At 54.0% G+C, this 24,835-nt stretch carries 23 protein-coding genes; 17 read left to right on the top strand and 6 right to left on the bottom strand.

The features are described from left to right. Positions 1-58: 58 nt before the first annotated feature. The gene (locus L2Y28_RS00285) at positions 59-1,558 is read left to right on the top strand and encodes an MDR family MFS transporter (protein ID WP_032622040.1); all 1,500 of its coding nucleotides are present in this window, start codon (positions 59-61) and stop codon (positions 1,556-1,558) included. Positions 1,559-1,787: 229 nt separating this feature from the next. Continuing rightward, entirely contained in the window at positions 1,788-2,588 is an 801-nt protein-coding gene (gene nlpA, locus L2Y28_RS00290; RefSeq protein ID WP_022646574.1) for a lipoprotein NlpA, read from the top strand. An 18-nt stretch (positions 2,589-2,606) separates the two neighbouring features. On the opposite strand, the gene L2Y28_RS00295 is transcribed toward nlpA, so the two are convergent. After that, positions 2,607-3,287, bottom strand: coding sequence for an EAL domain-containing protein (locus L2Y28_RS00295; protein ID WP_022646575.1), 681 nt, complete (start codon positions 3,285-3,287; stop codon positions 2,607-2,609). A gap of 76 nt (positions 3,288-3,363) precedes the next feature. Beyond that, positions 3,364-3,984 carry a LuxR C-terminal-related transcriptional regulator gene (locus L2Y28_RS00300; protein ID WP_015570093.1) on the bottom strand — a complete coding sequence of 207 codons (621 nt, stop codon included), beginning with the start codon at positions 3,982-3,984 and terminating at the stop codon, positions 3,364-3,366. A 569-nt stretch (positions 3,985-4,553) separates the two neighbouring features. Here L2Y28_RS00300 and L2Y28_RS00305 point away from each other — a divergent pair. Further along, a complete protein-coding gene (locus tag L2Y28_RS00305) occupies positions 4,554-5,189 on the top strand; it encodes a LuxR C-terminal-related transcriptional regulator (RefSeq protein WP_032622107.1) in 636 nt (211 codons plus the stop codon). 6 nt (positions 5,190-5,195) lie between these two features. Here the strand turns inward: L2Y28_RS00305 and L2Y28_RS00310 are convergent, their stop codons facing one another. Genes L2Y28_RS00310 through L2Y28_RS00325 form a run of 4 tightly spaced genes read right to left on the bottom strand, consistent with a single transcriptional unit; the run spans position 5,196 to position 10,113 of the window. Continuing rightward, positions 5,196-6,260 carry a fimbrial protein gene (locus L2Y28_RS00310; protein WP_236919569.1) on the bottom strand — a complete coding sequence of 355 codons (1,065 nt, stop codon included), beginning with the start codon at positions 6,258-6,260 and terminating at the stop codon, positions 5,196-5,198. 15 nt (positions 6,261-6,275) lie between these two features. Continuing rightward, a complete protein-coding gene (locus L2Y28_RS00315; protein ID WP_022646578.1) occupies positions 6,276-8,768 on the bottom strand; it encodes a fimbria/pilus outer membrane usher protein in 2,493 nt (830 codons plus the stop codon). Positions 8,769-8,783: 15 nt separating this feature from the next. Beyond that, positions 8,784-9,476, bottom strand: coding sequence for a molecular chaperone (locus tag L2Y28_RS00320; protein WP_001223973.1), 693 nt, complete (start codon positions 9,474-9,476; stop codon positions 8,784-8,786). 52 nt (positions 9,477-9,528) lie between these two features. After that, positions 9,529-10,113, bottom strand: a complete 585-nt coding sequence (locus tag L2Y28_RS00325) for a fimbrial protein (RefSeq protein WP_022646579.1) — start codon at positions 10,111-10,113, stop codon at positions 9,529-9,531. 374 nt (positions 10,114-10,487) lie between these two features. Here L2Y28_RS00325 and L2Y28_RS00330 point away from each other — a divergent pair, with 374 nt between their 5' ends. The 14 genes from L2Y28_RS00330 to L2Y28_RS00395 all read left to right on the top strand — a co-directional run bounded on the left by L2Y28_RS00330 (position 10,488) and on the right by L2Y28_RS00395 (position 24,725). Beyond that, complete coding sequence (locus L2Y28_RS00330; RefSeq protein ID WP_022646580.1) at positions 10,488-11,300, top strand: winged helix-turn-helix domain-containing protein; 813 nt, start codon at positions 10,488-10,490, stop codon at positions 11,298-11,300. Between the two features lie 18 nt (positions 11,301-11,318). Beyond that, positions 11,319-11,789, top strand: a complete 471-nt coding sequence (locus L2Y28_RS00335; protein WP_022646581.1) for a hypothetical protein — start codon at positions 11,319-11,321, stop codon at positions 11,787-11,789. Positions 11,790-12,016: 227 nt separating this feature from the next. Then, complete coding sequence (locus tag L2Y28_RS00340; RefSeq protein WP_003860995.1) at positions 12,017-12,640, top strand: common pilus major fimbrillin subunit EcpA; 624 nt, start codon at positions 12,017-12,019, stop codon at positions 12,638-12,640. Between the two features lie 45 nt (positions 12,641-12,685). Next, a complete protein-coding gene (locus L2Y28_RS00345; RefSeq protein ID WP_022646582.1) occupies positions 12,686-13,363 on the top strand; it encodes a fimbria/pilus periplasmic chaperone in 678 nt (225 codons plus the stop codon). Positions 13,364-13,369: 6 nt separating this feature from the next. Continuing rightward, complete coding sequence (locus L2Y28_RS00350) at positions 13,370-15,964, top strand: CS1-pili formation C-terminal domain-containing protein (protein WP_032622041.1); 2,595 nt, start codon at positions 13,370-13,372, stop codon at positions 15,962-15,964. Continuing rightward, a complete protein-coding gene (locus L2Y28_RS00355; protein ID WP_022646584.1) occupies positions 15,942-17,540 on the top strand; it encodes a hypothetical protein in 1,599 nt (532 codons plus the stop codon). The genes L2Y28_RS00350 and L2Y28_RS00355 overlap by 23 nt, the downstream gene beginning before the upstream one ends. Before the next feature lie 6 nt (positions 17,541-17,546). Then, on the top strand, positions 17,547-18,200 hold the full coding sequence (locus L2Y28_RS00360; RefSeq protein ID WP_022646585.1) for a hypothetical protein: 654 nt from the start codon (positions 17,547-17,549) through the stop codon (positions 18,198-18,200). 73 nt (positions 18,201-18,273) lie between these two features. Beyond that, the gene (locus tag L2Y28_RS00365) at positions 18,274-18,468 is read left to right on the top strand and encodes a hypothetical protein (protein ID WP_022646586.1); all 195 of its coding nucleotides are present in this window, start codon (positions 18,274-18,276) and stop codon (positions 18,466-18,468) included. Between the two features lie 23 nt (positions 18,469-18,491). Next, positions 18,492-18,677, top strand: a complete 186-nt coding sequence (locus tag L2Y28_RS00370) for a hypothetical protein (protein ID WP_001196016.1) — start codon at positions 18,492-18,494, stop codon at positions 18,675-18,677. 67 nt (positions 18,678-18,744) lie between these two features. Then, the gene (locus L2Y28_RS00375; protein WP_022646587.1) at positions 18,745-20,841 is read left to right on the top strand and encodes a peptidase domain-containing ABC transporter; all 2,097 of its coding nucleotides are present in this window, start codon (positions 18,745-18,747) and stop codon (positions 20,839-20,841) included. Further along, complete coding sequence (locus tag L2Y28_RS00380) at positions 20,838-21,587, top strand: hypothetical protein (protein ID WP_022646588.1); 750 nt, start codon at positions 20,838-20,840, stop codon at positions 21,585-21,587. The genes L2Y28_RS00375 and L2Y28_RS00380 overlap by 4 nt, the downstream gene beginning before the upstream one ends. Before the next feature lie 6 nt (positions 21,588-21,593). Next, positions 21,594-22,844, top strand: coding sequence for an HlyD family secretion protein (locus L2Y28_RS00385; protein WP_022646589.1), 1,251 nt, complete (start codon positions 21,594-21,596; stop codon positions 22,842-22,844). A gap of 89 nt (positions 22,845-22,933) precedes the next feature. Next, the gene (locus tag L2Y28_RS00390; RefSeq protein WP_022646590.1) at positions 22,934-23,713 is read left to right on the top strand and encodes an MBL fold metallo-hydrolase; all 780 of its coding nucleotides are present in this window, start codon (positions 22,934-22,936) and stop codon (positions 23,711-23,713) included. Between the two features lie 25 nt (positions 23,714-23,738). Continuing rightward, positions 23,739-24,725, top strand: a complete 987-nt coding sequence (locus L2Y28_RS00395; RefSeq protein ID WP_022646591.1) for a GlxA family transcriptional regulator — start codon at positions 23,739-23,741, stop codon at positions 24,723-24,725. The last annotated feature ends 110 nt before the right edge of the window (positions 24,726-24,835 follow it).

A 24,835-nucleotide genomic window follows, 5' to 3' on the forward strand; every position in this document is an offset into this window, starting at 1 on the left:
TTATCCATAACTTACCTGAATATTAATTATTCGATTAATTAATTTCAAGCGATCTCTTATGGAGTCTGACGTAATGACTCAACCTGCGAAAAACGCACCGTCGATTAAGCTGCTGTTCAGCGCACTCCTGCTGGTGATGCTGCTCTCGGCGCTGGATCAGACCATTGTCTCCACCGCGCTGCCGACCATCGTCGGCGAGCTGGGCGGGCTGGATAAGCTCTCCTGGGTGGTGACAGCCTATATCCTCAGTTCGACCATCGTGGTGCCGCTGTATGGCAAATTCGGCGATCTGTTTGGCCGTAAAATCGTCCTGCAAATCGCAATAGTGCTTTTCCTGGGGGGCTCTGCGCTGTGTGGCCTGGCGCAGAACATGACCCAGCTGGTGCTGATGCGCGCCCTGCAAGGGCTGGGGGGAGGTGGCCTGATGGTGATCAGCATGGCCGCCGTGGCGGACGTGATCCCGCCTGCCGATCGGGGTCGCTATCAGGGGCTGTTTGGCGGCGTGTTTGGCCTGGCGACGGTGATAGGCCCGCTGATCGGCGGGTTTATCGTTCAGCATGCATCCTGGCGCTGGATTTTCTACATCAACCTGCCGCTGGGGCTGTTTGCGCTGCTGGTGATTGGCGCGGTATTCCACGGCAGCGCGCGGCGCAGCAAGCATGAGATTGATTACCTGGGGGCGATTTACCTCAGCATGGCGCTGCTGTGCATCATTCTGTTTACCACCGAGGGCGGTACGATCCGCCAATGGAACGACCCGCAGCTGTGGTGCATTCTGGCCTTCGGCCTGACGGGGATCGCCGGGTTTATTTACGAAGAGCGGCTGGCGTGGGAGCCGATTATCCCGCTGTCGCTCTTCCGCGACCGCAGCTTCCTGCTCTGTAGCCTGATTGGCTTTATCATCGGCATGTCCCTGTTTGGCTCGGTAACGTTCCTGCCGCTCTATTTACAGGTGGTGAAAGACGCCACGCCAACGCAGGCCGGCTTGCAGCTGATCCCCCTGATGGGCGGGCTGTTGCTCACCTCCATCATCAGCGGGCGCATCATCAGCCGCACCGGGAAATACCGTCTGTTCCCGATCCTCGGCACGCTGCTCGGCGTGGTGGGGATGGCGTTACTGACGCGCATTTCAATCACCTCCCCAACCTGGCAGCTGTACCTGTTTACCGGCGTGCTGGGCATGGGGCTGGGACTGGTGATGCAGGTGCTGGTGCTGGCGGTGCAGAACAGCGTGTCAGCCGATCAATACGGCGTAGCGACCTCTGGGGTGACGCTGTTCCGTTCCATTGGCGGGGCGATTGGCGTTGCGCTGTTTGGCGCGGTGTTCACCCATATTCTGCAATCAGGGCTGATCGACAGGCTGCCGGAAGGGGCGGAACTGCCGCGCGAACTTAATCCCGTTGCCATTCACCATCTGCCTGATGCCCTGCGTCTGGACTATCTGGATGCGTTCGGCTCGGCTATCCATGCGGTGTTTATGCTGGCGGCGGGGATTATGGTGCTGGCGTTTGTGCTGTCGTGGTTTTTGCGCGAAGCGCCGCTGCGTCGGCAGGCGTGAGGTTAGCGGTTCTGCTTGCGCCTGGACTACCGTAGCCTGATGCCCATCGCCCGGTGGCGCTACGCTTACCGGGCCTACACGTCTACCGTCACGTAGGCCGGGTAAGCGCAGCGCCACCCGGCAACAGGCCGCATATAACCTATCCGTATTACTGATTCCTTTTCGTTTTTTAGCCTGCCGTCTCGTTGTCGATATAGTCTTCAAAACCACTGTCGAAAGGAACTGTCTCGTGAAATTTCAGTTGAGTGCTCTGGTGCTCGCGGCCCTGCTGCTGGCAGGTTGCGATCAAGGCGGCAATGATGCCAAACACATTAAAGTCGGCGTGATTAATGGCGCTGAGCAGGACGTGGCGGAAGTCGCCAAAAAGGTGGCAAAAGAGAAATACGGTCTGGATGTTGAGCTGGTGGGCTTTAGCGGCTCGCTGCTACCCAACGATGCCACCAACCAGGGCGAACTGGACGCCAACGTCTTCCAGCATCGCCCTTTCCTTGCAGAAGATAACAAGGCGCACAATTACAAACTGGTCGCCGTGGCCAATACCTTCGTCTTCCCGATGGCGGGTTACTCCCGAAAGATTAAATCGGTGTCTGAGCTGAAGGACGGCGCAACCATTGCGATTCCAAACGATCCCACCAACCTTGGTCGCGCGCTGTTGCTGCTGCAAAAAGAGAAGCTGATTACCCTTAAACCGGATGTGGGCCTGCTGCCGACGGCGCTGGATATTACCGCGAATCCCAAAAACGTACAGATTATGGAGCTGGAAGGGGCGCAGCTGCCGCGCGTGCTGGACGATCCGAAAGTGGATGTGGCCATCATCAGTACCACCTATCTTCAGCAAACGGGGCTGTCTCCGGTACATGACAGCGTCTTTATTGAGGACAAAAACTCGCCTTACGTGAATATAGTGGTCACGCGTGAAGACAACAAAGACGCCGAAAACGTGAAGGAATTTATCCAGTCCTATCAGTCGCCGGAAGTGGCGAAAGCGGCAGAGACCCTTTTTAACGGCGGTGCGGTGCCGGGCTGGTAGGCCACGGTAAGCTGGCCCTCACAGCGTTACGCGGGCATCGGTGCGGCTTTCGGGCCACAGAAAACCCTGGCCAGACTGTGCGCCAGACGTGCGGGCGCGCGCCAGATCCCGCGAATTCTCGATGCCTTCGATAAGAATTGATTGCGCGATACCTGCCCTGACCTCCTGCACAAACGGGGCAAGCGGCGCGCGCTCGCGCAGCGCTGAGCGGTCAATTTTTACCCCATCCAGCGGCAGCGCAAGCCGCGCGAACGCCTCAGCCAACTCCCGGGTTAAATCGTCCAGCCAGATTTGCCATCCCGCCTCTTTTAACCGAACAAGCGTGGCATGAAGACGATGTTGCTCAGCCTTACTCAGCCGTGTGATGGTGAGAGGATCCTGAATTTCAATCGTTAACCGCTGCTGATGGCGTAACGCCAGCAACAACCGGATAGCGCGTTCGTCGAGAAGGTGCTCTGCCGGAAGGTTTAGCCAGTAAGCGTCCCGGGCGGGTATCTGTAACAGGGTGTTGGCCTGCCAGAAGAAGATTTGCAGCGCGCTGCGCGAAGGCAGAGAAGCAAACAATATCTCCAGATTGACGTTATGGATCTCCACGAGAACTTCATGCGCGAACATCTGGCCCGAATGAAGATCGACAAGCGGCTGGAATCGCAGCCCTGAGATACGTTGCAACAGGGGAGAGGGAAGAACGGTATACATGGAACAGCCTTCAGGAAATTAAAAAAAGGTTCCCGCGGACACGGGAACAAAAGGCAAACGACACACGGTCAAATTCTTAATTCAGGATCCAGCGAATGCTCTGGTAAAACGAGGGGCCACGCACGGCCTTAAGCTTGTTCATGGCGTTGTTTTTATAAAAGTAAACCAGCCTGACGTTACACCCCAGCTGACGGGCGATTTGCTTGGTTTTGAGATTACAGGAATAGCCGCGCAATACGCTGGCCTCCTCGCTGGACAGCCTCGCCGGGGTGCGTAAGCGGGTAGTCATGCCTACGTTGTAACGACCAGACTCTTGCGGCGTCTGGCTCATCAGTATTTGCCACAGCGCTTTGATATCCCCCAGGGAGACTCTTTTGCTGATTACCCCATCAACATGTTTGAATTTCAAATAGCCAGCGGATAACGAATAGATATAGATCTTCGCCGTCACTTGTTTCTGTTTAATACAGAGAATGTCGTCATTCGTCGTCACCCGGAAATGACGCGTATTCAACGGATCATAAATGATGATATCAAAGAGTTGTTCACTCATAGCAAGTTCTTCGATATGGGTAAACCCATGGAAAATAACGTCGTGTTTTTCATCAGGCTCACGCTTTCCGAGCGATTGCAGGCCAATCATCGTGAATTCGCAGCTGTCAACAACGGCAACGTGAATTGTTTTTTTATTTTGCATTGGCATTCTCCTTTCGCTGAGTAAACAGTCCATATAAGAGAAAATGGCGGTTCGCACTCTCTTATTAAAAGAATGGCGAGCACTTTTTAAATAACGCGATGCGATGGCATCAATGTAAGCCAATACAAACCGTCGAGTAAAGCCGATGCCAATTATTAGAGGAAGATAAAATTGAAAAATGGTTTTAATGGTATATGCAATTGTTTTAATCTTCTAATAATATTCATGCCAGATTTTTATTCTGTGAATGGGCGGTTAATAAGCATCAGAAGGTTGATTGATGGGGTTTATCCACCGTTTTTTCAGTGGTTTACTGCTATTCCTGAAAGAAAAATTGTGATCGCGGCAGGGTTATCGACAAGGCTTTATCTGCAAGAGGAAACGGCGTGCAGAATAAAATAGAATTTTTTCTATAAATTTAATGTCCTTGTTCAGATTTTTAAGCCTGAGAAGGATAAAATCCTGGCGTGAAGAGGTTGTGAGTGATGAGTACATAAACTATTATCATTTTCCTCCGGTCACGAGAATTTAGAAAAGACATGAATAATACTGAACGTATCGTAAAGGTAATGGTGTTTTACAAAATAAATATATTTAAAGAGATAATATTCCGGGCGCTCCATGATCTTTTACCCGATTACGTACTGAACATTACTCAGGTCGATTCCACTGAACAGGCGCTGGCGGCGGTGGCGGATAATAACGTGGATGTTTTCTTCACTGAATTTAATTATCTGCTTAATCATAAAGAGTGGAGTGCGGAGGTCAGCAGCCGTTTTACATCTTTATGTAAAACCCATCACGTCAGGCGTGTTCTGTTGGTGCCCGAGCTGCCTTACGGGCTGTTAAAAAAAGTTCTGGAGATGAAATTTGAATTAACCATCAGTCAGCAGGATGAATTGACTGAACTGAAAAAGGAATTACCCGCGTTGCTCATGGCGGACGGGCAAACACCGTCGATCTCTTCGTGGCTCAGGCGGGTAATGCGGTCCGGTTCCCGGGCGCGCTCCATCCTCTCGGCCAGAGAGTGGGAGGTGCTCCATCTTATCGTGGAAGGATTTTCAACGACGGAGATTGCCCGTCATCGAAACCGTTCGGTCAGTACCATTGCGACGCAGAAGCACAATGCGATGAAAAAGCTGAATCTTTCCAACCACAGCGAACTGATTAAGTATGTGCAAGCGGTTGGAAAGATGGAGAAATAGCTCACATCAGGGATAGATAATATTCAGCGTAGCCGATGTATTGATCTTACCCTGGCTCACCTGGGCGGGCGCCCACACATAATAGTACGCCGCCATCGGAAGGGTGAAATGTTCGTCCAGCGCCGCGCCAGCCGCCACGCTGAAAATCATCGTGGCGTTGCCACGGCTGGTGGTTGAGGTAGAGAAGGTCACCGGCGTTTGCGGGGCGTCACGTTTTATCAGGCGTAGCCCCACGCCCTGCGCCGCGCTACTGCTGCTGTCGATCAGCACCGAGCTGTCTGTTGAGAGCAACTGCGTGCTGGACAGAAACATCTCAATTGCCCGATCGGAATTGCCGTTAACCCCGACGTTCTGACAGCTCATGTTCAGTGAAAAAGGCGTCAGCCCCGGCTGTGAGGATGCACTGAGCTGGGGAATGCCGAGCGTCGGCAGCGCTACGGTCAGCCCCGCATTATCAAAGGAACAGGTAGTCAGTTTTGGCGCGTATTTGATGATCATCGGCTGACCAAACATATCGCGGTTGTCGTAAGGCCACTTGAACCCGCTGAATAACCACTGCGCTATCTTGATGACCTGATTGATTGGCCAGGTGATGATTTCCCAGAAGGATAACCCACTCATGTCGCTGACGAACAGAACGTCGCTCATGTTCGCCGTATCCCCCGTCAGGGTAGTGCCGCTCTGGTTAACGAGGGTGAAGCGAACCGTAAACGGTGTGTTCAGCTCAGACGCCGTATGGCTACCGCTGGCAGTCAGGGTTTTATTGGCCGGGGGATTGGTGATCTCCGCCCGCACCATATACTTGTTATTGCTGAACCCGAGGATGGTCGCGTATTTGCTGTCGGTCGAGAGGATCGGCGTGTAAGAAAATTCACTGTTACTTGTCGTACAGTTGAATGAGCCGCTGTACTGGGTGCTGAAGCTGCCGGTCCATGTGGGCGTGGCCGGGCTCAGCTTATCCGATAAATCAATGGTAATCGGTGTGCCATAAACGATGCTGCTGCCGGAGCAGGTGGCATAGCTCATCCCACTAATACTGGAGAGGAGCAGGAATATGAATGATCGTAACATTTTGATAATCCGTAATTAATGGCAAACCGATGAGGGGCTGTTCAGCCCCCAGGCTGGGGCGGAGATTTCGCACTTCCCGCCCCGGAGATGCACGTTGAGCGCGCGTGGCGGCTGTTCAGCGCGGATATACAGTACGCTGGCCTGGCCGACATACCCGACAGATTCACCGTGTTCATCCAGCACTTCGGTACCAAAGGGCAGCGGTTTGCCGTCGGCACGCGTCGCATGAAGTACCCATGACTCGCGTTTGTCGGTTTCGAAGCGGATGTAGCTCACCGCCCCGTCGTAAGGGGCCACGTTAGCCATGTTGCCGATCACCTCCGCGCCAGCGCTGTTTTCCGTTTGCGATAACGTAATGGCGTTTTTGCGATACGGGGTGGCGTAAGGCACCAGCGCCACGCCATCGCGGTTCGTCATAATGCTTTCATCGCCGTTCACCATCAGTCCCTCCGCTTTTGGCGCATCGACGATAGTCATGGTTGTGCCGGTTTCGTTTGAGGCGAGAACGTGCCACGGGTAGGCCACCAGGCTTCCCCGTCCGCTGAGCCCGGTCTGGCGGTAGTCGGAGGATTCGCTGTAAGAGCCACCGAGTGTCGCGAAGTTCGAACGGTACGCGGCGTTAACGCTTGCCGCATTTTTACCCCCCCGCGCATTACTGCCGGAGAGGGTGTAGCTCAGGCGGTTCGACGCCAGCGCGTTCCCGCTCATGCTGATATTGCTCTGCTCGTAATGCGAATCGCTGGCCGTCAGGCTGGAGGTGATCCAGGCATTATTATCAAACAGCGAGAACGGCAGGCTGAGGGAGAGGTAAAGGCGCGTCTCTTCTTCACTGTCCCTGTTCCGTACCCGGCTGGCCGACAGGGTATAGCTGGCGCGGCCGATGGCGTTGGAATAGCCCATCTGGTATTCGCGCGTGGTTTGCTGTGAGTTCCAGTAATCGCGCTGTGTGCCGGAGACAAATACCGTGCCCCAGTTATTGAGCAGGCGCTGATTAAGGTTAAGCGTAAAGGTATTCTTGGGCTGCGCCGCGCGCAGGGCATCCCAGGTGCTTAGCGACATGTCGGGCGCAACGCCAAACCGATCTTCATAGTCGTCGTACTGCGCTCTCAGGCGCTGATACCCTTCGCGCGAATAGAGCGCGTCGCTGAAGCTGTAATAGCCTTTAGTGGAATAGCGATAGGCCGCCAGGGTGAAGTTGGTGGCGGTGGTATCGATAAATTTGCTGTACGACACGCGATAACTCTGACCGCTGCTGGTGCGATCCTGTAGGGTGGTTTTGGCGTGGGTGACATCAAACGAGACCGCGCCAAACGGAAGGTTCCACCCGGTACCGACAAGCCCGGCCTGGTAGTTATCGCTAATAATCGTCCCGGTATACCCGGTGATGAGGTTATTAAACCCGTAGCGCAGCGTGGCCTGCATGAATGCGGGTTCGGCATCGAGCGTGTTCTGGTGCACTTTACCCGCCACCACGCTGTACTGACTCACCCCTTCTTTTAGCATCCCGGGCACGGCGGAAAACGGCACCGTGAAGGACTGCTGTGAACCGTCCGCTTCACGCACCACCACCAGCAAATCGCCCGCAGAGCCGGTAGGCTGAATGCTGTCGAGGGTAAACTGGCCCGGCGGTACGTTCTCCTGATAGATCACGTTGCCATTCTGGATAACTTTCACCAGGGCGTTCGTCCGTGCCACGCCGTGAACCACCGGTGAAAAACCCTGCTGTGAATTTGGGCGCATCTTCATGTCCGACGCCAGCGACACGCCGCGCACGCGCAGGGAATCAAACAGATCGCCAGGAATATAAAAGTCACCCAGCGTCAGGTTGGATTTCAGCGAGGCCAGGGGACGGCGCAGGTAGCGGGTATTATTCTGCCAGCTACTCTCTCCGCTGGCCGTTTTCCGCCAGGCGCTGCTGTCGCGAAACTGCCAGCCGAACAGGTTGGCGCCGGAATCCAGCCCGGCATAAAAATCATCATTTGTGTCTTTCGCAGCGCCTTTTGCACGGGTGTTATACCAGGTCGTGTTCCACGAGAGCATCAGCGCCGGGATCCCCTCGTCCCAAAACTGGGGGGCAATGTAACCTTCTTCAGTACGCAGCACAGCCGCCTGCGGAACGGTAAGCGCCAGACTCAGGGTGCTGGTATCGGTTTTGACTTCACCGCCCTGAACCAGATCGCGCAGCTGCACCTGCCCGTGCGCAATGGCGGGCGCAGGCACGGACGTGGTGTTGATGCCAAGCGACCGGGCATCTTTCCAGGCAAGGCGGATGTCGTCACGCTGCTCGCCGTAGATGACGGTATAACGTCCCTTCCAGCTGCCGTTTACGTAGATATCCATCTCCTGACTGCCGGCAGGCATGGCGTTGTTTTCGGAAAAGCGAGACAGATCGGACTCACCGGATGCGCCAGCAAGCAGGGAGGGATCAAACGAGACGGCCCCTGATTTATGCGAAAGCAGAAGCGTGCAGACTGCCAGCAGACAGAGTCTGTTTTGTTTCATTTTCATGGTGAGTCTTTCCGATCACTGACTGGTGAAAGTCCGGGTTTTATACGCGCCAAGATCGTCCACATACATCAGCTGGAAGGTCTGTCCGCGCTTAACCGTATTTTTTGCGGCGACCGTCAGCTGCCCAAACGGGGAAACCATCGGGGACTCCTGGAGCAATTTCGTTTTACCCAGCGAAATATTGGCGACCGTAATATGGAACGGACTGTTATTTGTAATGCGAAAGCGATCGCCTTCGGCGGCGAGCGTCAGTTTCGCCACCGCGTCATCCAGCGTGCCTTTCAGCGCAGCGGGCCGGTAAAAAAGTTTGATACGGGATTTAATCGCCAGCTGAACGGTATTCTGATTTTGCAGATTTTCAGGTCTGGGCGGAATGTCGAGGACATTCAGGAAAAAGACGGATTCGCGATCCGCAGGCAAGCTGGACGGCAGCTTTTTAATACGAAGCTGTTGGCCATTATGTTCGTTAACTTTTATCACCGGCGGCGACAGCAGAAACGGCACATTGGCTGTTTCCGGCGTGGAATTAATATCACCGTCATCTATCCAGGATTGCACCAGAGCAGGCGCATCGCCCGTATTCATTAACTGGACGATCACCTCTTTGTTATTTTCAGGATAAAGGACACGGGTGCCATTAATGACAATATTGGCCCATGAGTGACCGGTGCTTAGCAGTAAGCCTGCCAGCAAAATTGCCTTGCGCATGATTGCAACCTTAAATACAGGCTCTGCGAAAACAGAGCCTGAATAATCATTATTACAGGTAGGAAATGGTATACGTTACGTTGGAGCTTAACTCGCCCACGGTGGCGGCAGCGGCGTTCGTTTTATAGTAATAAACATCCAGCGTCAGCGTCTCGGAATCTGGCGCGGTCGCTGTACCCATAATATCCGTAGTGTAAGGCTGGTTCAGGGTAATTGGCGTAGACGAACCTGGCTCCACTAACGCAAAACCGACATTACGTGCCACACTGGCATCGCTTTCGTTCACGCTGTTATTCAGCAGGTATTTACCGTCAGTGGAAATATTATCCGCGCTGGAGAAATACACTTTCAGCGGGGTACCGGTTGTTCCGGCTGCTGGTGAACAACCTGAGAACGTCAGCGCAATAGATTTTTTATTCTTAGTGATCAGGCCAACCGTGGTGCCTGCATCTTTTACCGAAATAGGGGAAAGCGCAACGGTAAAGTCCGCGCTTTTACCGCCGTTAATGGTACAGGTTGTATCGGTAATAGCGCCGGTAAAGTTAATGATACCACCCGCCGAATTGTCTGCGGCCACTGCGCTGGTAGAAGCAATAGCGGCGGCCAGCAGTGATACGGTCATGATCGATTTGAACATGATAAACTCCATGAAGATTTGTGTTATTTAAAATGAATGTTAATCGGCTACACATGTCCCTGATGTACCGGCTAGACGCATGGCGACTCGGGAGAATGCTTTGACGATATTATGTTGCACTAAAAAAGTACATAACAAAACATTATTCCAACAACTTCTAAAGTTTAAGATTATAATCTTGCGAGTTAGTTTTTTTTAATGTTTTAACCTAAATGCGTTAGTTCGAATATTTTTATTAATGATTTAATAATTGTTAATTAATGAAGCTTTATGAATTCATCTCTCAATTAATATCACGCGACTTGACCACACAAACTTTAGACTTATTATTGCCTGGCAAATGCACATAATTTTAACAATGGCGTAATAATAATATGAAGTATCTCATTGATCTTACAATGCTTTATGAAGTCGACACCGGTATGATCATGATTAATGGAGAGGAAGAGTCATCCATTAAGTTATCTAACCAGGCGGGTCGTCTGCTTTATGAACTTATCATCAATAATGGTAAAACTCTCGACAGAGACGACCTGATAAAGAAGGTCTGGGAGGATCATGGTTTCTCTGGTTCTTCGGTGAGTCTGAATGTTGCCATAAGTGAAATCAGAAAAGCATTTCGTACATTAGGATGCGATCCTTTACTGATAAAAACGATACGTGGCAAGGGATTTAGCCTTGCCGCGCATATTGAACATCACACGGTCAGGCCGCCGGTCGTTTCAACGCTTAGTGAGCAATCTGCCTCTGAAGCATTCGATACGCTAGCGCATAAGAAAGATGCCGATCCGCCTAAACAATTAATATCGCTGCACAGACTCTTTATTTCTCTTTGCACGTTATTACTGATTACCGTTATCGGCACCGCTGTTTTACTGTTGCACCAAAGGGATTCCTATGCCGAGAGCCTGAAAGATTCTGATATGCATCTGCTCGGTAAAGTGGACCGGTGTACGGTGTACCTGATCGATAAGAATATGTATCAGCCGCGACAGCACTACTTTAATCACGTAAAAGAGGTCATTGCCAGTCAACATATCGACTGTCAACACCAGGTTGCAGATGCTTACTATTCCAGGTTTAAAAAGTCGCAGATAGAAAATTATTTCCTGGCCATCTGTTATCAGCAGGACAGTATCGACGATTATAAGAACTGCATTTCTTACAGAAGCCTGACCGGGAGTTAAAATATGTCAAGGACTAAAATGAGTGTACTGTTCAGTATCGTACTGGCGCTGTCTGCCATCGCGTTGTTGTGGATCTATTTTACCAGAACGCAGGATGAGGGGTTTGGCTGCCAGTCAGATACCATTTCCTGGAAAACCTATTCCACGGGTGAGTTAACCGATATGTCGCTAACCACGCTTTTCCTGTTTAACAACAAAGATGTTGTGACGGTTATTCATAAAGGCGTACTCAAGAAAGAGGGCAAAAGCTACCTGATTGACAGAAATTACACGCTCAGCGTGGAAAAAGTCGACGGAAGCAATATCTTTTATATTAAGGATAAAAAGCTGAATAAGTCTGAAGATGATGCGGCGCCGGATGGCGTTGTAAACGAAATGTTACTTGATAATATCAACTTCTTCTATATTACCCGCGTTAAACCGCACGCCTGGTTAATTAAGGGGCTGGTTTTGCCTGTAATGATGTGTGTGGCTGTTCCGACGTCCTGATATTTCTCTTTATTGAAAAATCGATATTTATCTATTGCTCGGGAAATTGAGTGATTTACTCAATATGTAACAATAAGATACGAGAAATTTATTTATATTTTTATTGTTATTCTCCGGCGAGTGAATTTTTCTGTATTGCCTCGTTATTTTGCGGCTGTCTATACTCCGCCTCGAAAAAGGGGCTCCCCTTTTTATACACGTGGATTCTTTTTTGAAGGACTAAATAAATGAACAAACTGAACGCTATCGTTCTGGGCTCCCTGTTGTCTGTTTCTGCCCTGAGCGCAGTTAATGCAGCAGAAACGACGGCTTCTGCCACCTGGCAGGCAACCGCGACCAAAGACAGCGAATCCGACCTGGTTGTTACGCCAACGCGTGCTTTGAACTTCGTTTACAGCGCCAATACCAAATCTTTCAACACCGATACCGGTCTGTTTGATGTGGCTATCCGTGGCGATCACTCTACGGCGACCAGCTTCAAACTCGAAGCTATCCTCGACGATTCAAACAACACGCTGTTCAGCGTGGGCGGTGAAGCGACCAAGCTGAAAGTGGGTGCGCGTTGGGGCGGTAACGACCTGGGCTCTATCGGTGGCACCGTGGGGGCGAAATCAACCGCATGGACCACGCTGGTTGATTCTTCTTCTAACACCGGCGTCTCTTCTGGCCTGTGGAACCTGACCACCAGCGCAGGCGCGGCGGCAGATACCGAAATTACCGGCCAGGACAAATTCGTCTTCTACGTTGACTCCGCTCAGGACAACGCGGGTACTGCGAAAGAGTTCAAAGACCTGACCAACAGCCTGTGGGAAGGGACCGTATCTGTTGCGTTCCGCGCAACCTGGGGCTAAGGCCTGATCGATCCAGGGGCGCAAGCCCCTGTTTAGGGAAATAGCATGTTTAACCTCAAATCCGCCTTCTTATTTTTATTATTTATCTCTTCCTCCGCGCTGGCCATTAATGTGGGAAAAGTCACCACCATTATTCCTGCGGATGCTGACTCCACCGCCAAGGAAATAAAAAACGAAGCAGACAGCGTGCGTATTGTTTCTGTTCGCGCACAGCGGATCAGCAGCCCAATGGATGAAGGGATCGTCATTAATCCGGAGAAAGTGGACGAGCTGTTGCTGACGCCCACGCGCATGGTAATGCCCGCCGGTACCAGCAATATTGTCAAATTTTACTATCACGGGAACGCCGATAACAAAGAGCGTTACTACCGCATTACCTTCACGGATGAAGGGGTGAGCGAAGAGGTGGACAGCGGTTCACCAAAAAACGGTACCGGGATGACGCGCGCGGTGGTGAGCACCATTCTGGTGGTTCAGCCCCGTGATAAGAAGATCGACTTCGTCTATGTGGCGGGGAAAATAACGAATAAGGGCAACACCGCTTTTCGCGTCAATGCGACCGGAACCTGCCTGAAGCCGAATCCGGAATCACCGACTACGCCGTGTACCAAAAACTTCTACCTGATGCCGGATACCTCGCGCGCTATCGAGGATATCAACGTTACGGATAACCATTTTCATCTCGGAATATGGGACCTGAAACAGTTCATACCTGTTAAGTAAGGATGCATGGTGAAAAATAAATTAGTGTTGCCGGTGATGATGGCTTGCGCATCCGGCACGCTGCCCGCGCTTGCGCATGCAGCCTCAAGCTCCGTGGTTATCGCTAATTACCGTTTTCCCGACTCGCTTTATGCACTGCTGGAGCAGGGGATCAAAATTCCCGTCTATCTGGTGAATACGCGTCCACACTCAGCACAACAAGGGAACCACGAAGGCACGGCGAGCGAATATGTTCGTATCGGTGACGTGACGCTCTTTGCAAAAGATCTGAAGCTGGGGCTGAGGGACGTTCAGGTCCAGGAGTCTGATAACGGCATTCGTCTGTCAAAAGAGATGAGAACGTTATTGCAGAGCATTAACGACAAGCAGTTTGATGACCAGATGCGCATTCCGGTAAGTACGGGGTCCGCGTTCGAGCTGGATCAGAAAAAAATGCGCCTGTTGCTGAATCTGTCGCAGAGCGACTACGGGGTAAATATCCGCCCGCGTGAGGTGGACATTGATGCGCCCGAGTCTGACGATCTGAGCGGCACATTCTCCTACAACCTCGGGGCGTATCACACCGAGAGCGGCTACGGTGACAGCTGGTCGTCGGGCTATCTGAACGCAAGAAACTGGATCTCAATGGGCGTTGATCATGTGCTGATCGACGGCTCTGGCTACGTCAACGAGAGCAGCAGCGATACCCAGATGAACGCGGTTATGTGGGAGCGCGACTATCAGGGGATGCGCTACGCCGCGGGCATGCTGAACGGCTGGGCGATGCAGTCTCTGGCGAGCGTCAGTGGGATTTCCGGCGGTGAAGTCTACGGTGTGTCCATGGGCAACCAGGCCAACTCACGTAAGCGCGATAACACGCTCTCGCTGACGCCGGTGGTGGTCTATTTCCCCACGGCGGGCGAGGCCCGTATTCGTCGGGACGGGCAGCTTATCGGGATTCAGCGCTTTGACGTCGGCAACCATGAAATTGACACCAGCAGCCTGCCCTACGGGATCTACAGCATCGAAGTTGAGGTGGTGAGCGGAAGCCGCACCGTGTCGCGTAGCATGTACACCGTGAATAAGCCGTTCTCCAGCAACGTGTCGGAAACGCTGCGCTGGCAGATGTGGGGCGGGATGTATAGCCGCGATAAATCCGTCGTCAATTATAAAAAATACGCGAAACACAAAAACGAGCAGGACAACACCTACTACTACGATTACGACACCAAACATAAAGACACCATGTCGCTGGTGGGGGCCTCGTTCAGCAAGCGCAGCGGGATGGTCGACTGGAACGCCTCCACCTACATGATGCGGGAACACATCGTCAGCGAGCTGTGGGCCTCCCTGAACCTGACGGGCTATTTCTCGGTGAATACCCAGACCATGGCCGCCTCCGACGGAACGTACCGCGCCAACTACGGCGCGAATCTCAGCCTGCCGTGGCAGATCGGTTCGGTCTGGTACTCCCATGAACAGCTCTCCAGCGGCAAGTTCCTCGATATCTATGAGAGCAAGGGCAACACCTGGGGCGCCTCCTTTAGCCTGCCGTCGTTCGGCCTGCCCTCAGCGGGCAACCTGAGCCTGATGCGTCAGGAGGACGACCTCTATCGCTATAAACGCTATCAGCTGGACTACTCCCAGGGGTTATACGCCGGTCGCTACGGTACGGCGCGCCTGCGGGTGGGGATGTCGCGCAACAAATACGACGGGTATTACGAAGAGAAAGATCGTTACGTGATGCTCGATTTCGCCATACCGCTCGGCAATACCGTGTCGGTTGGCGTTTCCCACAATCGCGATACCGGCACGGCGCTGAACGTCAGCGCCAGCCGCCAGTTTGAAGGCGATTACCTGAAATCGGCCACAGCCAACGTCTCGAAAGCCTTTAACAGCCGCCAGGATCGCAGCGTAAGCGGCGGCGGCAGCGTGAACTTCGACACGCCGTGGAACAGCAACATCCTCAGCGTCCAGAGCGGCATGAGTAAAGGCTGGAACTCCACGCTGACCAGTGACGGCAGCGTGGGCTGGTCCAAAGAGGCCATCGCCGCCGGGAAAGGCACCGAAAGCGCAGGGGTGATTGTCAGTACCGGTCTCAAATCTGATGAAGCGCTGACCCTGAAGCTTAACGGCCGGGCAGAACGCATCAAAGGGGATAAAACCTGGCTGTCGCTGCCGGCATACCAGGCTTATGACCTGGAAGTGATGAACAGTGAAACCGGTACGGAAAGCTATGAGATTGGCGCGAATGCGCGTCGCCATATCACGGTTTATCCGGGCAATACCGTGGTGATGAAGCCGCAGGTGAAGAAAATCGTCACCCTGTTTGGCCGCCTTGTGGATGCAAACGGCAATCCGATTGGCGCCACGCAGATCAAAAACCACGTTGGGCTGACCCGGACGGAGAACGACGGACGCTTCGTGATCGACGTTGATAAGAACAACCCTGTCCTGAGTATCGCCACGCCGGACGACAGCGTCTGCGAAGTGCGCCTGGACATTGAGTCTAACCGCGGTGCGCTGTGGCTCGGGGACATCTCCTGCGACAAAGGCGATTTCGTCTGGCAGGAAGCAAAAGGAACGCAGGAACGTGACGATGAAAAAGATATTCGCTCTTAATTTGCTGCTGATGAGCGCGGTGGCCCATGCGCAGGAGCTGCCCTATTTCGCCATTAATAATCCGGACAATAACGGTACGGGAAACAGCGCGGGGCTGTTTAGTCTGAACAGCACCTCGACCGCGTTTTTACACGGTTCGCGTGAGTGGCCGACGCTGAGCGCGAAAACGAATAACGGTATCGCCACTTACATCCCGGACAACAGCTACAGCGGTCCGGCAGGCAGCGCGCTGACCATCGACTTTTCGGTGACCGGTTCCAGCGCCTCTCCGTTCTTTAAAGGGACGGCGTGTTCCTCGTCCTGCGGCAACACGGGGTACACCCCGACGACCCGCTATACCGATACGTCGATGGTGGTCAAGCCGCCGGTGATGGAGCCCGGCACGTCATACGGGCGCTGGGTCCTGGGCGATCCGTTCTTTAACTATCTGCTCAACGCCGCGCCAGGGGATGAAGTGACCATCACCTCCACGCCGCAAATCAGCTCCATCAACAAAGTGACCACCACCAATACGCTTCACAAGGTGGGCACGCTGACCATGACCAACTCCAGGGCGCTCAACCTGGGGATTGACCCGATCAGCGGTGAGGTGACGATAGTCGATGGATCAACGGGGGCCACCTGCACCAAATACACCCGCAACACGATCTCTGGCGTGCTGTGCGACCTGCTTGAATACACGTTTGTTGGGGAAGATATCTCCGGTTACAACGGGGGGCTGGCGCTCACCTCTTCCCGCGTCAACAGCGTGCTGCAATCGCACATGAACGGCGGCACCGGGCTTGCCGCCGAGCTGACCTTCGATGAAAACACCTGGTACAGTATCTCCGGCGGTATCCTGAGTGATACGCGTGTCCTGGCAAACACCTTCCTCGCGGCGCCGCAGAAAAACGGCGGCAAAGCGTACCTTAAAATATTTTTGCCGAAAGCGTTAATTCTGAGCGTGGCGCAGGCGGGGGACGGCAGCAGCATTGGCAATATCGTCAGCCTGTGCCTGACGCCCGGCAACAGCTCGCTGGCGGCGGATTTCTGCTTCCAGCCGGGGGGCGGCCTGGTGATTAACCCTATTCAGCCGGGGCTGGAGATTACGCCCGACAACCCGGATTATGCCCTCGATCCTGACGGTCTGGGCGGCTCAGGGAAAGGCGCCATCGGCGAAACGCCCATTGAGATCCCCTACACCATCACCTACAGCGGGGCGCAAAAAGATGCGGCGATTGCGGTCACGGTAAAAGTCACCGGGCCTACTCAAAGCCTGAATGGGGTGGACTACTGCGCCTTCAGCGGCAACGGCTTTACGGTTCCCATTCCGGGCAACGTGCTGGTGGGGAAAAGCCAGACGCGCATGGCGCATAACTGTAAAGGCGAAGTACTGTCGATCCCGGCGCCAGCCACCCATGCGGAAGAGTGGGACAAAATGAGTTCCGGCGTGACCGATATGTGGCTCTGGAAAACACCGCTGATCCTCCAGTTCGTTATGGATAATCCGGTATCGAAAACCACCTATGACGGAAATAGCTGGTTTGGTGAAGTGACCGCGCAGGGAAGAATAGATGTTAGCGCATCCTGGAATTAATCAATCATGACTGGAAAATTCCTGGCTATTTTTGCAATAAATTGCTTCATTTCCACAGGGGCAAATGCTTTAATTATCGAAAGTCTGAATATTGATTTTCTTCCCGAAAGAGAAGTTGTTTTTCAGCCGATAAAAAACGATACCAGCGAACGTCAGAATTATACCGTTTCGCTTATTCAGGTAGACGTTCCTAAAGAGAAGGGAAAAGAAACCGAAATAAAAGACGGCGAAGTCATGTATTCGCCTAAGCAATTAACGCTGGGGAGCGGTGAGCGCGCGGGTTTTAAATTTTACTATACCGGCCCGCATGACAACAAAGAGCGATACTATCGCGTAAAATTCACCGAGACGCCGCTCCAGGCAAAGGTCATCACGCGCAAAGGCCAGCGCATCCAGTCGGATGTGGTGGTCTCGCTTGAGGCTATTTTGATTGTCCGTCCATGGACACGACATTTTGATTATGCGTTTAGCAACGGGGTGGTGAGTAATACCGGGAATACCTATTTTAAATATGTTTCCTCGGTCGGGTGCAGTACGCAATACAATAATTCAAAATATATTCCTCCGGGGCAACGGCTGGAAATAGATCATGCCGGGCAGGCTGCAAGGCGAATGATTATTTATGGCAATAAAATCATTCCGCTGACCACCTGCCCGTAGCAACCGCTTTCCTTCATAAAAGGAAATTAGCCTTTAGCATCATGCTAAAGATCCATCACTACAGGAGATAAAAATGAAAGCGATTTCATTCGTAGAAGCGAAAGACATTATTGGCGGCGCGTTAAACCCGTTCGCTGGTCTGGTTAAAGGTGCACAGCTGGGTTACGACACTGGCGCCAGCATCATGGGCATGGTTGGCGGTGTGGTTGGCGGAGTTCTGGGTGGCGCAATGGGCTTCCTGGGCGCGCTGGTTGGTAGCTACAACTAATTCACGTTTACAGGAAAAGTATCATGCAAGTTATCGATTTCAAAAAAGCACAGGCCATCATCGGTGGTTGGGATCCGTTTGCTGCCGCTATTCAGGGCGCAAGCGCGGGCTATAACGCGGGCAGCCAGATGTTAGGCGCGCTGGGCGGCACCATCGGCGGCGTATTCGGCCTGGTGGGCGGCTTCATCGGCGGTTTCTTCAGCGCCTAAGCGAGAAGCACGTTGTACGCATGGCCCGCATTGCCGGGCCATTTTTTTATTTCAGCCACGGATCACTATGTTTTTGCTCTTTCAGTATAAAAAACAGGGAAAGACCCCTGTTATTCGCCAGCATGAATTTACCGAATGTGGACTGGCCTGCCTGGCGATGGTGTTGGGGCACTATGACCACCATGTCTCCGTCAGCCAGCTGCGCCGGGAGATTTCCGTTTCCGCCGATGCGGGAACCTCAATGGCGGAATTGTTGACCCTTGCCAGCGATAAAAATATGTCTGGCCGGGTGCTTAAAGGCGAAATCACTGAAATAGAAACGTCTGAGCTGCCGCTCATCGCCTTCTGGCGCGGCAACCATTTCGTGGTCATCGTGAAGATCGACAGCCGCAGCGTGACCGTTCACGACCCGGCCAGCGGCGTGCGTCGTTACCGCCTGAAAGAGGCAGAAAAACTGTTTTCCGGCTATGTGCTTGAGCTTAAGCCCACGCCGTGTTTCGAAAAGAAATCCCCGGATGAAAAGCTCACGCTTGGCCGGTTAGCCAATAAATCTCCGAGCCTGTTCCAGCGCCAGCTGCTGCTGTTTGTGCTCTGTATTTTTACTCTCATCACCATGCTGGCGAGCCCCACCTACGTGCAGCTGATTATGGATGAGGCCATTTCCCGCAGCGACAGCGATCTGGTGATCCTGCTCACCGCGATCTTCGCTATCGTCTTTATCTTTGAAGTCATCGGTAAATTCCTCAAGCAGCTGCTTGAGATCCTGATGCGTAACATTGCCTATGACGATTTAAGCCAGTCCGTGCGCCACTACATGCTGCGCACCCAGACCAGCTGGTTCCGCTCGCGCCCGCCGGGCATCGTGCTGGCTATTGAAAAATCGCTCCACGCCTGCGCGGAGTTCATCAGCAATGGTTACGTGCAAATTCTCTTTTCCAGCCTGATCGCCGTCACCAGCCTGCTGTTTATGCTGCTGTATAACGTCAAAATTGCGCTGCTGACGATGCTGCTGATGGGCGTGTTTTTCCTGATCCGCTTTTCGCTGATCGGCCCCTATCAACGCGCGGTGGATGACTCCATCGAGCGTACCGCCCAGTATGAATCTCTGCTGGTAGAGACACAGAAAGGGATCATTACGCTCAAGGCGAACAATATGGAGCAGGCCCGGGACGCGGTGATGGACAAATCCCAGCGCGAACACATCGCCGGGCTGATGCGTAAAGAGCGGCTGCTGGCCCGCTTTGACGTGGCTTCGCTGCTGGTGATCAATGCCGAGCAGCTGCTGGTGGTCTGCTTTGGCGCGTGGCTGATCCTGGAAGGGCAGATGAGTATCGGGATGCTGTACGCCTATATCAGCTATAAGCGCTATTTTTCCGATGCCATGGTGCAGGTGGCGCAGAAGCTGCTGGACAAAAATGCCCTTAAGGGGCCGCTGGATCGCGTGGGCGACCTGCTGTTTGCCCCCTCTGAAACCAGCCAGTTTGGGAAGCGGATTGTCACCTCGCCGGTCTGTCTGCAATTTGAGGATGTCTCATTTGCTTATCCAGGCCGGGAGGCCACGCTACAGCATATCAACATGACCCTGAAGCAGGGCGAAGAGGCGGTGATCGTTGGCCAGAGCGGGTCGGGAAAAACCACGCTGCTGCGTCTGATCTCCGGCATGTTGCTGTCATCGTCTGGCACGCTGCGGATCAATAAGATCCCCATTGAAGAGTGCGATCTTTCCTCGCTGCGCCAGCACATCCGCATTGTTCATGCAGACGATATTCTCTTCACCGGCTCGATTCTGGACAACATCGCCTGCTTTGACAGCGCGCCGGATAAAGAGCAGGTCATCGCCGCGTGTCGGCTGGCGGAAGTGGACCACGTCGTCGCCCGTCTGCCGCACGGTTACGAAACGGAGATGCTGCCGGGGAACACCTTTTTCTCGGCCGGGGAGATGCAGCGTCTGGTCCTGGCGCGCGCCCTGTACAGCCAGCCTAAGCTACTGCTCTGCGACGAAGTGACGGCGAACCTGGATAAGACCACCGCGCAAAAGGTGCTGGCGAACCTGCGTAGCCTGGGGATTGGCCTGGTATTTGTTACCCACTCGCCGGACGTGGTGGGCTGTCAGGGGCGTCTCTATACCATGGAAAACGGCACCCTGCGGGAGAGTGAGCAATGATGTTTCTGCCGCGTCTCTATGCCCGACTCTGCGCGCGCCAGGCCGGACGCACCTTAATGGCAAACCGGATTGCGCAAAACTACAGCCAGTTTATGCCCTGCCCGGAGGCCGATGTGCCGGCTGATTTTCTGCATCAGAACGCCCATGAGCTGAGCGGGTTTAACTTCGTGGAACAGATTTTCCCGCCCGCGCTGTGGGCGCGCAACGTTCGCTTCAATCTGCATGCGTACGTGGCGCAGTGGACGCAGGATCAGGGGTTTTACAGTTCGCCTCGCACCCTGCTTCTGGGCATGCGCTGGGCGGGCTTTGGCCTGATTATGGATGCGCTGCTCGCCACCGCGCCAGATGATGTGCGCTTTCAGTTTATTACCCGTCACCCAGCGCTGCACAAGCTGATGGCCGCACACGACGGACGGCGCGTCGGCTCGTTTTTCGCCCCTCAGCGCCTGGTGACGGTGCTGCTGATGGATGAACGCCTGCCGGATGCGCCACTGTTCCCAATTCAGGCAGGCGATCGCAAGGCGTGGTTAACGGACGTCTCCACGCGGTTTTTATCGCGTTATGGCTACAGCGTCCGAACGCTGCTGCCGGTCTGTTCGCTGCACGCGGTAGAGTTTGGGCTGGAGAGCCAGGCGTATGCGCCAGAGGATTACCGTCTGGCCGCCGCCGACACGCTGAACGCGCTGCGCAAAACCCCCACGCTCTGGAGTGGATGGGACGATCTTTCAGTGATTTATCATGGATGACATATCGTGAAATTAAAAAACCGAAGCCGACAGCGTCGGGCGCTAATCCCGCACCACTTCACAAAAAGCTATCAAATCAACGCGCCGCGGCTGAAAACCGTGCTGACGCTGTTCATCGCCTTTTTTCTCTGCCTGCTGGTCTTTGCGATTGCTTTCAACTTTTCGGAAACCACGCTGGCACGCGGGGTGCTGATCCCGGCGCAGGGCGATGTGGAGGTGCGCGCCAGAGAGTCCGGAACCCTTGTTGATTTTGCCGTCCGGCCCGGCCAGTACGTGAAGGAAAACGATCCGCTGTTCACCGTGTCGCAGGACTATGGCGGCAAGCAGGGCTCGGTGGTGCAGTTTGACCGCCAGCAGATGGAAGCGGAGAAAAAGCGCAGCGAGCAGCGCATCCAGGCCATTGAGGACTCGATTGCGTCGTATCGCAAAAATCTGGCACAGCAGCTGGCTCTCACTGACAAGCAGATCGCCGTTTCCCGCGATAAGGTGAAGAAGCTGCGCGCGCTGCTTAAAAACAGTACCGATACCTACGAGGCGTGGAAATCCGTCTCCGGGAAGGGCTATGTCTCCAAAGTGGATCTCGATAAAAGCCATAACGATGTGCTCAACGCCCAGCTCAACCTGACGCTGGAGGAGAGCACTATTCTTGAGCTTGAGGCGCGAAAAACCAGCCTGACCGACAGCACCCAGTCGCAAATTGATTCGCTGAGCGAAGAGCAGCTGTACGTGAAAAACCGCATCAGCGAAATCGATCGCAACCTGTCCAGCCGGGGGAGTTCCACCATGGCGATGCTGGCCCCTTCAGATGGCTACGTGGTGGCGATTAACTTCCCGCCAGGCCGGGCCATTACGCAAAACAGCGAGGTGGTGGTGGTGATCCGTAAAAATACCGCGGCGACGATGGAGGGGTACCTGTATGTTCCGGCAACGGGGGTGGGGCGCGTGGCGAAAGGCGATAAGGTCAAGCTGCGCTTCGACTCCTGGCCCGTGGACAAATACGGTTCCGTGGAGGCGACGCTGTCCGATTTCTATGAGGTAAACATTGATGCCCATTCGGCGCTGATCCCGCTCCAGGAAGGGCAGAACTACTACCTGGCTAAAGTGCGCGTCCCCTCCTGGTTTACCGACCCGGACAAGAAAAAGCGCATGCTGATGGGCGGGATGACGGTGAACGCCGATATCGTTATCGATCGTAAACCGCTTATCAATCTGCTGATTGCGCCGCTGGAAAGGGTGCGCAAGCGGTTTATCGATTGACCCGATTTCATCGATCATCGCCCTTTAGCCCACATTCTTAACGGCACCCTGGGGCTATTCTCCTTCTCATACCAACCGGAGGATAGCCCATGAACATTACGCAAATTCGCAATGCCACCCAGCTGATCACTTACGCAGGAAAACGCTTTTTAATCGACCCAATGCTGGCGCCAAAAGGCGCTTATCCGGGTTTTCCCGGCACCGCGCGGGCCGATATTCGCAACCCGATGGTCGAGCTTCCCGTTGACGTTCAAACGCTGCTGGATACCGATGCGGTGATCGTCACCCATACCCATGACGATCACTGGGATCAGTATGCCGTTGAGCTGATCGCCAAACACAAGCCGATCTACGTGCAAAATGATAGCGATGCCGCGCTGCTGCGCGGACAGGGCTTTCACAACCTGACGGTCATGACCGACGAAACGACGTTCGGCGATATCCGGATTGTGAAAACTTATGGCGGCCAGCACGGCACTGACCGCGCTTACGCCGTGCCGGAGCTGGCAGAGCGTCTGGGTGAAGCCTGCGGCGTGGTCTTCCGTCATCCCGATGAGAAGACGCTTTATATCGCAGGGGATACCATCTGGCGCGACGCGGTTGCGGCCGATCTGCAAAAGCATCAGCCGGACGTTGTCGTGCTCAACGCTGGTTACGCCCACGTCATCGGGTTTGGGCCAATTATCATGGGAGAAGAAGATCTGCTTAACGTGCATTTCCTGCTGCCGCAGGCGAAAATCGTGGCGACCCATATGGAAGCTATCAACCACTGCCTGCTGACCCGCCGCGCGCTGCGCGAGTATGTTGACGCCAACGAGATAAGTGACGCGGTGAGCATTCCTCAGGACGGCGAAACCGTTATATTCTGAGTGTTAAAGGGGAAAGGAGAGACAGATGCCGCTTGTTAACGTTGCTATTGTCGCGGTGGACGGGTTTAGCCCGTTCCACTACTCCGTCCCCTGCATTCTGTTTGGCGATACGGTATCCGGGGAAAAGCGCTTTAACGTCACGATCTGCGCTGAAAAACCGGGATTCCTGACCTCGAAAGACGGTTTTGCCCTGCATGCGACGCAGGATTTTTCCGCGATCGCATCGGCTGAAATTGTGGTTGTACCCTACTGGCAGCACGTACTGGAGCGCCCGCCTCAGACGCTGCTCGACAGCCTGGTTCAGGCCAGAGACAACGGGGCGGAAATTGTTGGGCTGTGTCTGGGATCGTTTGTGCTGGGCTATGCCGGCATACTCAGCGGCAAACGGGCCGCCACCCACTGGGAGTTTGAACACCAGTTTCAGACGCTGTTTCCGGACGTTCGACTGGACATCAACGCGCTCTACGTGGACGACGGCAATGTGATCACCTCGGCAGGTACCGCCGCCGCGCTCGACTGCTGTTTGTATATCATCCGCCAGCGCTTTGGCAGCGTCGTCGCCAATCAGATTGCCCGCCGGATGATCGTTCCGCCGCACCGCGAGGGCGGGCAGGCGCAGTTTATTGCGCAGCCTGTGCCGAAAGATACCCGCGACGGGCGGATTAACTGTCTCATAGACTACCTTCAGCAGCACATTTCCGAGCCGCATAACCTGGATTCGCTGGCGGACGTGGTGTCGATGAGCCGACGCACGCTGACCCGCCATTTTATCAAGGCGACGGGCATGAGCGTTGCCGACTGGCTTACCGCCGAGCGCCTGCGGCGCAGCCAGATCCTGCTGGAGTCCGGCAGTCTGCCAATCGAAAGCGTCGCTGAGCAGGTGGGGTTTTTATCAGCGGTGACGTATCGGCAGCAGTTTAAGGCGCGCTTTGGCGTCAGTCCGGCGGAGTGGCGTAAGACGTTTCGCGTTAAGCCGTTTGCAGCGAAAAATAATGCTGGCGAGATGGAATAAAAAGACGTGGGCGACTTCTTTGCCTTTAAAGCGGGCGGTAATGGGTATGCATCAGACGGGTTACAAGCACTTCTCTTCCGGTTAAGATAATCCACGTTACTTTCCAGAAG

The sequence above is a fragment of the Enterobacter sp. JH25 genome (assembly GCF_021725435.1).
Taxonomy (GTDB): domain Bacteria; phylum Pseudomonadota; class Gammaproteobacteria; order Enterobacterales; family Enterobacteriaceae; genus Enterobacter; species Enterobacter intestinihominis.